General features: G+C 64.5%; 9 protein-coding genes. 4 read left to right on the top strand and 5 right to left on the bottom strand.

Annotated elements, in window-relative coordinates:
* Positions 1–478, top strand: a 478-nt coding sequence (locus EN781_RS16390; RefSeq protein WP_281034375.1) for an inositol monophosphatase family protein, incomplete at its 5' end; no start/stop codon positions are given.
* A 15-nt stretch (positions 479–493) separates the two neighbouring features.
* On the opposite strand, the gene EN781_RS16385 is transcribed toward EN781_RS16390, so the two are convergent.
* Together EN781_RS16385 and grxD are read right to left on the bottom strand one after the other, a co-directional pair.
* Positions 494–1,693 carry a multidrug effflux MFS transporter gene (locus tag EN781_RS16385; protein WP_245455682.1) on the bottom strand — a complete coding sequence of 400 codons (1,200 nt, stop codon included), beginning with the start codon at positions 1,691–1,693 and terminating at the stop codon, positions 494–496.
* A 190-nt stretch (positions 1,694–1,883) separates the two neighbouring features.
* On the bottom strand, positions 1,884–2,219 hold the full coding sequence (gene grxD / locus EN781_RS16380) for a Grx4 family monothiol glutaredoxin (protein ID WP_126054844.1): 336 nt from the start codon (positions 2,217–2,219) through the stop codon (positions 1,884–1,886).
* A gap of 164 nt (positions 2,220–2,383) precedes the next feature.
* On the opposite strand from grxD, the gene EN781_RS16375 reads away from it, so the two are divergent.
* From EN781_RS16375 to EN781_RS16365, 3 genes are all read left to right on the top strand, one after another.
* A complete protein-coding gene (locus EN781_RS16375; protein WP_126054843.1) occupies positions 2,384–3,184 on the top strand; it encodes a phosphodiester glycosidase family protein in 801 nt (266 codons plus the stop codon).
* 112 nt (positions 3,185–3,296) lie between these two features.
* Complete coding sequence (locus EN781_RS16370; RefSeq protein ID WP_126054842.1) at positions 3,297–4,427, top strand: multicopper oxidase domain-containing protein; 1,131 nt, start codon at positions 3,297–3,299, stop codon at positions 4,425–4,427.
* Positions 4,424–5,617 (top strand): ZIP family metal transporter, encoded by a 1,194-nt coding sequence (locus EN781_RS16365; RefSeq protein ID WP_126054841.1) that lies wholly within the window; start codon positions 4,424–4,426, stop codon positions 5,615–5,617. Before EN781_RS16370 ends, EN781_RS16365 begins: the two co-directional genes overlap by 4 nt.
* Before the next feature lie 111 nt (positions 5,618–5,728).
* On the opposite strand, the gene EN781_RS16360 is transcribed toward EN781_RS16365, so the two are convergent.
* From EN781_RS16360 to EN781_RS16350, 3 genes are all read right to left on the bottom strand, one after another.
* Positions 5,729–5,962 (bottom strand): BolA family transcriptional regulator, encoded by a 234-nt coding sequence (locus tag EN781_RS16360; protein WP_023674714.1) that lies wholly within the window; start codon positions 5,960–5,962, stop codon positions 5,729–5,731.
* Positions 5,963–6,058: 96 nt separating this feature from the next.
* Positions 6,059–8,299, bottom strand: a complete 2,241-nt coding sequence (gene purL / locus EN781_RS16355; RefSeq protein ID WP_126054840.1) for a phosphoribosylformylglycinamidine synthase subunit PurL — start codon at positions 8,297–8,299, stop codon at positions 6,059–6,061.
* A 141-nt stretch (positions 8,300–8,440) separates the two neighbouring features.
* The coding region (locus EN781_RS16350) for a PLP-dependent aminotransferase family protein (protein ID WP_145965522.1) at positions 8,441–9,298 on the bottom strand (858 nt) is incomplete at its 5' end.

The following is a 9,298-nucleotide window of genomic DNA, read 5'->3' as shown; positions in this document are numbered from 1 at the left end:
CGTCAAGGGCGAGACCGTCGCCGGCATCATCCACGACCCCGTCGGCAAGGACTGGCTGATCGGCGCCAAAGGCGCAGGCAGCCACATCCGCCACGCCGATGGCGCGCTGGAGAAGGTGCGCGTCGCGGCGGCCGTGCCGATCTCGCAAATGACGGGCGCCGTCTCCTGGCAATACCTGCCGGAACCCGAGCGCTCGCGGCTCGCCCGCAACCAGACCAAGGCGCTGTCGCAGTTCGGCTATCGCTGCGCGGCGCACGAATACCGGCTGCTCGCCAGCGGCCACGCGCATTTCGTCGTCTACAACAAGCTGATGCCGTGGGATCATCTGGCCGGCGTGCTGATCCATCAGGAAGCCGGCGGCTATGCGGCGCGCATCGACGGCAGCGCCTATCTGCCCTCGCATGTCGACGGCGGCATCCTGGTCGCCCCCGACAAGGACAGCTGGCAGGAGCTGCGCCGCGAACTCTGGGCCGACTAAGACCTTGGGCTGGGCTCACACCGGCGGGTTATGCGGCTGGAACAGCCTGCCGCGCTCGGCAATCAGGATCATCAGCAGCGCCGCGACCGACACGCTGCAGAAGCCGGCGGCGAGCGGCGTCACCGTGCCGTTGTAGGCCTGGCCGATCGCCGCTCCGATCAGGGCGCCGAGAAAGGTCTGCATGAAGCCCAGGATGGATGCAGCAGTCCCGGCGAGTTCGCCGAGCGGCTCCATGGCGAGCGCGTTGAAATTCGCGCCCAGGCCACCGAACGGCACCATGGCGCCGGCAAATAAGGTGATGAAGAGCCAGAGCGGCATGGTCATTTCGAGCGAGACGACCAGCCAGGCAAGACTGATGCAGAGGAACACAAGCAGCGCGCCTTGCGACAGTCGACGCATGCCGACCTGTCCGACCAGCCGCGAGTTGAGGTAATTCGAGAAAGCGAGCGCGCCGGCGACGCCGGCGAAGATCAGCGGGAACAGCTCGCCGACATGGAAGATGTCGACATAGATCTGCTGCGCGGAACTGATGAAGCCGAACATGGCGGCGAAGATGAAGGTGCTGGCGAAGGCATAGCACAGCGTGAGACGGTTGGTGAGCACGATGCGGAAACCATCGACGACCGCGCTGACCGTCAATGGCCGGCGATATTCCGGATGCAGCGTCTCCGGCAGGCGCAGCACCGCCCACGCCGATATGATCAACGCCCCGACGGCCATGGTCACGAAGATCCAGTGCCAGCTTGCAAACAACATGACGAACTGGCCAATGCCAGGCGCGACGACCGGGATCGCCATGAACACCATGAAGATCAAGGACATCACTTCGGCCATGCGCCGCCCCTCGAACGTATCGCGCACGATCGAGACGGCGATGACGCGGGTCGCGGCGGCGCCGAAGCCTTGTATGAGGCGGCAGGTGAGCAACAAGGCGAAACTCGGCGCGACGGCGGCTGCAGCCGCGGCGGCGACATAGACGATCAGGCCGAAGACCAGCGGCGCGCGACGCCCGAATCGATCCGAGATCGGCCCGAAGAAAAGCTGCCCGCCGCCGAAGCCGAGCATATAGGCGGTGATGACATACTGGCGGTGGTTCTCGCTCATCACGCCGAGCGAGGCGCCGATCTGCTGCAGCGCCGGCAGCATGATGTCGATGGCGAGCGAGTTGAGCGCCATCAGCGCCGCGCAGAGCGCGATGAATTCCCAGCGCGGAATGGGCAAGTTGCTTGCCGATTGCTGCGCCACTGCCTGCTTGTCCACGGCAAGATCCGATTTTCCAAACGAACCTGCGCCGGTTGACCGGCGCATCCATCCGTCTCGTTCCCGAGTATCGGGAACCAAATGCCGAGGTGGGGGCAGCCCCGGAAGGCAGCGCCGCCGGTCAGGTGCCGGCAGGCGCGTTCAGTCAGGCGGCGCCTTTGACGCTGACGCCCTTTTCGACGAGGAACGTTTGCAGTTCGCCCGCCTGGAACATCTCGCGCACGATGTCGCAACCGCCGACGAACTCGCCCTTGACATAGAGCTGCGGGATAGTCGGCCAGTTGGAATAATCCTTGATGCCCTGGCGCAGCTCGGCCGACGTCAGCACGTTCACGCCTTTGTAGTCGGCCCCGATATAGTCGAGGATCTGAACCACCTGGCCGGAGAAGCCGCACTGCGGAAAGCCGGGCGTGCCCTTCATGAAGAGCACCACGTCGTTGCTCTTCACTTCGCTGTCGATGTAGTCGTTGATACCGCTCATGGATAATCCTTTCACGCCTGTGGGAGTCAGGCTCGAAACATAACCATCAAATAAACCCATAGGTTGACCGAAACAAGGTATTTGCCTTGCTGACGCCGAAATGGCGCAAAAGATGGCCTGACGCTGCACCAAGTCCCCTAGGCTGCCAATCCTCCCGGAGCGTAATGAAAAAGCGCTATCTCGCGACGATCCTGATCGGCGTCCTGCTCGTCGCCCTGGCCGCGGCCCTTTGGCTGAGGCCGCGGGAACGCCCGCCGCTCGTCATCGGCGGACTGCCCGCTCCGTGCCGGGATTTGAGCTTCGAGGCGGTACCCTATGTCGTCTGCGAGATCGATCTCAACGCCTATGATATCGGCGTCCATGCCGGTGCTAAAGGCAAGCCGTTCGGCTCGCTGGAGGTGTTCGACACGGCTATGAAGGGGCAGGGGCGGCCGGTCCTGCTCGCCATGAATGGCGGTATGTACCACGAGGACCTGACGCCGGTCGGCCTGCTTGTCGAGGATGGCAACGAAAAGGCGCCGCTCAACCTTGCGGATGCCGAGGGCAATTTCTTCCTGAAGCCGAACGGCGTGTTCCTGATTGGCAGGGACGGCAAGGCCGCGGTCATGGAAAGCAGCGCCTATGCCGCCGCCAAGCCCGATGCGGTCTTCGCCACGCAGTCGGGCCCGATGCTGGTGATCGATGGCGCGCTGCATCCGCGCTTCGACCAGAATGGAACCTCGCGCTATGTCCGCAACGGGGTTGGCGTGCGCGATGGCGATACCGTCGTGCTGGCGATCTCGCGGTCGGAAGTCAGCCTTGGCAGCTTCGCGCGGCTGTTCCGCGACGCGTTGTCCTGTCCCAATGCGCTGTTCCTCGATGGTGTGGTCTCGGCGCTGTCGGATGGCGGCAGGATGATCGTCGGCGGGAAGTATCCCGCGGGTCCCATCATCGCAGTGTCGGCCAAGAGGGCGGCGGCGCAGTAGCCTCTTGCGATAGCCTGCGTTGCCGCGTCTGCCAAATCCGTGCCAACAGAATATAGCTATAGCTAAATCTTAAAGCATCCGCTATGCTCGCCGCGATCTGGAGGATGCAGGCATGAGCGGGACGAAATCCTTGCTGGGGCGAAAGCTCGATCGAAGGCTGCTTCTGGCCGGCGGCCTCGCGGCTGCCGGCGGCACAGCGGTGGTGGCAAGCGCGGCGCGCGGGCAGACAAGCCATGTCGGTCACGAGATGCCGGCGGTTGCGGCTGCCGAAAACCAGCCGGCGCATTTGTCCGCTCATGGAGCGATGATGACGGTCGGTGAGGTCGACGACACCCGAAACGGCTTCGACCCGGTCAAGCTGGTCAACGAATGGGAGACCGGTACGGTGTCGACGCTGCCGGACGGGCGCACGCTTCGCACCTTCGAAGTCACGGCGGAAGACAAGGAGATCGAGATTGCGCCCGGCATCATGTTCCCGGCCTGGACCTACAATGGCCGCGTGCCGGGCCCGTCGCTGCGGGCGACCGAAGGCGAACGCCTGCGGATCGTCTTCCGCAACCAAGGCTCGCATCCGCATTCGATGCATTTCCACGGCATCCACGCCGCGCGCATGGACGGCGTCCCGGGTGCCGGCCTGGTCGGGCCGGGCGAGGAGTTCGTCTACGAGTTCGATGCCAGGCCGTTCGGCTGTCACCTCTACCACTGCCACGCGCTGCCGCTGAAGCGGCATATCCAGAAGGGCATGTACGGTGCCTTCGTCATCGATCCCGACCCTGCCCGGCATCCGGAGCACGAGGCGGTCGCCCGCTCACGCCTGCTCGGCTCGCCCGAGAATGCAAACTGGCAGGAATTCGTGATGGTCATGAACGCCTTCGACACCAACTTCGACAACGAGAACGAGGTCTATGCCGTCAACACGGTCGCCCACGCCTATGCGAAGAAGCCGATCCGGGTGCTGAAGGACAAGCCCGTCCGCATCTACCTCGTCAATGTCGTCGAGTTCGATCCGATCAACTCCTTCCACCTGCACGCCAATTTCTTCGACTATTACAATCAGGGTACGACGCTCACGCCGACGCTGAAGACCGTCGACCTGATCACCCAGTGCCAGGCCGAGCGCGGCATTCTCGAGTTCCATTTCCGCGAGCACGAGCCGGGCCTCTATATGTTCCATCCTCACCAGTCCGAGTTCACCGAGCTCGGCTGGTCCGGCATGTTCGATGTCGTGGAGGCTCTGTCGTGACCGATACGAGCCAGCCCAATACGCGTGCCGCGCGCCCAACTCGGGTCAATCTGCTCTGGATCGGGCTGCCTTTGACCGTCCTGGCGATAGCCATCGCCTGGCTGCTGTCTTCCGATCCGCTGTCGAGCTTCCGCAATGGCGCGCCACCGGTCGAGAACATCACCTTCGAGCGGACGATCCTTGGCACCGATGGCATTCGCGTCCTTGTCCGTGCCGGCGGATCGGAACCGATGACGATCGCGCAGGTCCAGGTCGACGACGCCTACTGGCAATTCACGCAGGACCCGCCGGGCCCGATCGCGCGCGGCTCGACGGCATGGATCAACCTGCCATATCCCTGGGTGTTGGGGGAGGCGCATGCTATCAATGTCGTGACCAGCACCGGGACGACATTCGGACATGAGATCGCGGTGGCTGTGCCAACGCCGACCCGTGACTCGCTGAGCCTTGTCGCGCAGGCGGTGCTCGGCGCCTTTGTCGGCATCCTGCCTGTGGCGATCGGTCTGATGTTCTACCCCGCGCTTCGCGGCGTCGGACGCAGCGGCATGGACTTCCTCCTGTCGCTGACTGTCGGCTTGCTCGCCTTCCTTTTCGTCGATGCGCTGGAGGACGCCTTCGAACTGGCTAGCGAAGCTGCAGCCCTGTTCCAGGGGCCGACGATGATCGTGCTTGCCGCCACCGCGAGTTTCCTGCCGCTGATGGCGGCGGGCCGGCGGAGCGGCGCGCCGACCGGCCTGGCGCTCGCCACCTTCATCGCGCTCGGCATCGGCCTGCACAATCTCGGCGAAGGACTGGCGATCGGCGCCGCCTTCGCGTCGGGCGCGGCGGGGCTGGGCACCTTCCTGGTGCTCGGTTTCACCTTGCACAACATCACCGAGGGCATCGGCATCGCCGCGCCGATCCTGAAGCAGCGCCCGCCACTCAGGACCTTCGCCGCGCTGACGCTGCTGGCGGGCGGCCCCGCCGTCATCGGCCTGTGGATCGGCAGCCTCGCCTATGCGCCGCAATGGTCGGCGCTGGCGCTGGCGGTCGGTGCCGGCGCAATCCTGCAGGTGATCGTTGAACTCGTGTCGATGCAGCTTCGCCAGCGCGCCGACGGCACGCGGGCACTGCTTGCTCCGAGTGCGATGGCCGGCCTGGCCGCCGGCGTCGGCTTCATGTACCTGACGGCGATGCTGGTGAAGATCTGAGCAATCCCAGGAAAGTATGAAAACGGTTTTCCGTCCGGAACTCCGTCAAAACAAGGATCTGGAACGGTTAGCGTTTCGATGAAAGGTTCCACGCGGAGCCGTCCGGCTGCCTCAATCCGGGACGCTGGTCTGCAGGGCCAGCGCATGCAGAACGCCGCCCATATTGCCCTTCAGCGCGTCATAGACCATCTGGTGCTGCTGGACGCGGCTTTTTCCGCGAAAACTCTCGGCCACCACTTCGGCGGCGTAATGGTCGCCGTCGCCGGCCAGGTCGCGGATCGTCACCTTGGCGTCCGGAATGCCTTCCTTGATCAGCCGTTCGATGTCGTGGGCATCCATTGCCATGCGGGTTTTCCTATCAGGTACTGATCTCATAGATATGGCCCGGATGGCGGATGCACCACTTCCAAAGGCGCACAAGGCGCCATCCCGACCAAAATATTATGGGTCCACAACCTCGTTTGCCATGAAGCGAGGAAACCAGGATTCGTGGGCGGCGGTCAATTCGCTGACCGGGATCGCCCGCGCCTCGCCGAGTTTCAGGTCGCGGCCGCCGGTCGAGCCGATCCAGGGCGCGAAGATGCCGAGCTTGCCCTGTTCCTCGCGAATGGCGTCCCATTCCTTGCTTTGCGGGTCGATCGACAGCGTCAACAGGTAGCGGCCCTGGTCCTCGCCGAAGAACACCGGGATCGGATCGGTCCCGACAAGGCCAGGGATGGTGGCGCCGATGCCCGACGCCATGGCCATTTCGGCCAGCGCCACGGCAAGGCCGCCGTCGGAAAGGTCATGCGCGGCGGTGACAATGCCGGAGGCGATCAGCGCGCGGACGTGATCACCGACGCGCTTTTCATGCTCGAGGTCGACAGGCGGCGGCGGGCCGTCGCCGCGGCCATGGATGTCGCGCATAAAGACGGACTGGCCGAGATGGCTGCCCCACGTCGCCGGCGCGCCGACCAGCACGATCATCTGGCCTTCGCCGGCAAAGCCGACGCGCGCCATTTTCGACCAGTCGGCGATCAGCCCGACGCCGCCGATCGTCGGTGTCGGCAGGATGCCGCGTCCGTTGGTTTCGTTGTAGAGCGAGACATTGCCCGAGACGATCGGGAAGCCGAGCGCGCGGCAGGCATCGCCGATGCCTTTCACCGCGCCGACCAGCTGGCCCATGATCTCCGGCCGTTCCGGATTGCCGAAATTGAGGTTGTCGGTGGCCGCAAGCGGCAGGGCGCCGGTCGCGGTCAGGTTGCGCCAGCATTCGGCCACCGCCTGCTTGCCGCCTTCATAGGGATCGGCCTCGCAATAGCGCGGCGTCACGTCGGAGGAGAAGGCGAGCGCCTTGGACGCATGGCCCTCGACGCGCACCACGCCGGCATCGCCGCCGGGAAGCTGCAACGAATTGCCCTGGATCAGCGTATCATACTGCTCCCACACCCAGCGGCGCGAGGAGAGGTCCGGCCCGCCAAGCAGCTTGAGCAGCGCATCGGCGACATCGGCCCTGGGTGCGTCCCCGACCGCGAGTGGCGCCGGCTTCTTCGGCTCGACCCAGGGGCGATCATATTCAGGCGCCTGGTCGCCGAGTTCCTTGATCGGCAAATTGGCGACCTCGTCGCCCTGGTGCAGAACGCGGAAGCGCAGATCGTCAGTGGTCTTGCCGACGATGGCGAAGTCGAGACCCCATTTGTGGAAGATCGCCTCGGCCTCTTTCTCTTTCTCGGGGCGCAGCACCATCAGCATGCGCTCCTGGCTTTCAGACAGCATCATCTCATAGGCGCTCATGCGCTCCTCGCGCACCGGCACCCTGTCGAGGTCGAGCTCGATGCCGAGATCGCCCTTGGCGCCCATCTCGACGGCCGAGCAAGTCAGGCCGGCGGCACCCATGTCCTGGATGGCGATGACCGCGCCCGAGGCCATCAGTTCGAGGCAGGCCTCCAGCAGGCATTTCTCTGTGAAGGGATCGCCGACCTGCACGGTCGGCCGTTTCTCCTCGATCTTGTCGTCGAATTCGGCCGAGGCCATGGTGGCGCCGCCGACGCCGTCGCGCCCGGTCTTGGCGCCGAGATAGACGACCGGCAGGCCGACGCCCTTGGCCTCGGACAGGAAGATGGCATCCGTCTTCGCAAGGCCCGCGGCGAAAGCGTTGACCAGGATATTGCCGTTGTAGCGCGGGTCGAAATTGACCTCGCCGCCGACCGTCGGCACGCCGAAGGAATTGCCGTAGCCGCCAACGCCGGACACCACGCCGGCCACCAGATGCCTGGTCTTCGGATGGTCCGGCGCGCCGAAGCGCAGCGCGTTCATCGCCGCCACCGGCCTTGCGCCCATGGTGAAGACGTCGCGCAGGATGCCGCCGACGCCGGTCGCAGCACCCTGGTAGGGCTCGATATAGGAGGGATGGTTATGGCTCTCCATCTTGAAGACGACGCAGTCGCCGTCGCCGATGTCGACCACGCCGGCATTCTCGCCCGGTCCCTGGATCACCTGCGGGCCGCTGGTCGGCAGGGTGCGCAGCCATTTCTTCGAGGATTTGTAGGAGCAGTGCTCGTTCCACATCGCCGAAAAGATACCGAGTTCGGTAAAGCTTGGCTCACGTCCGACCAGATCGAGGATGCGCTGATATTCGTCGGGCTTCAGCCCGTGCGCGGCAATGAGCTCCGGGGTGATCGGCACGGAATTGGAAATGGTCATGGGCGGCGGTTTGTATCCGTGGGAGAGGGGAATTCGAGTCCCCTCTTATCGCAAGCTTGAGGCCGATACACCCCATAGATTGACGAAAAACGGCGGAAAGCCACAAGGTGGCGGAGGCTGCGGGATCAGGCGTGGCCGAGCTCAGGAAAAACTGTCGTAGCCGGCGCGGCCTTCATCGAGCAGGCGCCGGATCACCGCGACGCCACCGGCGACATCCTTATCCTGGCGCGGTTGTGAGACGCCGAAACGCACGCCATGGAAGACCTGTTCGGAGCGGCCTGCCTTGAATTCGTCCTCATCGTCGATGAGCACGCCCTGCGCCAGGCAGGCATTCTTGAACGTGCCGGAGAGCCACGGGTCCGGCAAGGTCAACCAGACGAAGGGGACATTGTCTCTCGCCTCGAAGTCGAAGCCTTCAAGCGTCTCGCGCACGATGGCGATGCGCGCCTGGATCTCGGCGATGCAATGCTTACGGATATCGCCAGCCTGGCCGGACATCACCAGCCTGGTGCCGACCTCGGCCAGCAGGAAGGGCAGGCCGCCGGTCATCATCTTGTGCGCGACGCGGATGCGATGGCGATAGGCTGGCGGGCAGGAAAGCCAGCCGCCGCGTACGCCGGCGGCAACCGATTTCGACAGGCCTCCGGCGACAATTGTGCGCTCGGGGGCATATTCGGCCAGCAACGGCGTTGGATCGTCGGTCAGATCGCCATAAAGATCGTCCTCGATTAGCGCCACATTGTATTCACGCGCGATCTGCGCGATCGCCTGCCGCCGCTCCGCTGGCATCGTCACCAAGGTCGGGTTCTTCGCGGTGGGCATCAGGAACATCACCTTGGGATGCTTCTGCGCGCAGACGCGTTCGAAATCCTCGGGGTCGACGCCTTCGTTGTCGGTCGCAACCAGTGCCGTTCGGCGGCCGATCAGGCCGGCGCTGCGCGAAATCTGCGAATAGGTGAGATGCTCAAAGACGACGTAGTCGCCAGGCATGGTGAGCGC

Origin of the sequence: Mesorhizobium sp. M4A.F.Ca.ET.090.04.2.1, assembly GCF_003999085.1 — a bacterium.
Lineage (GTDB): Bacteria > Pseudomonadota > Alphaproteobacteria > Rhizobiales > Rhizobiaceae > Mesorhizobium.
The sequence above is the reverse complement of the archived record's forward strand: the minus strand, read 5'-3'. Positions and strand labels throughout refer to the sequence as shown.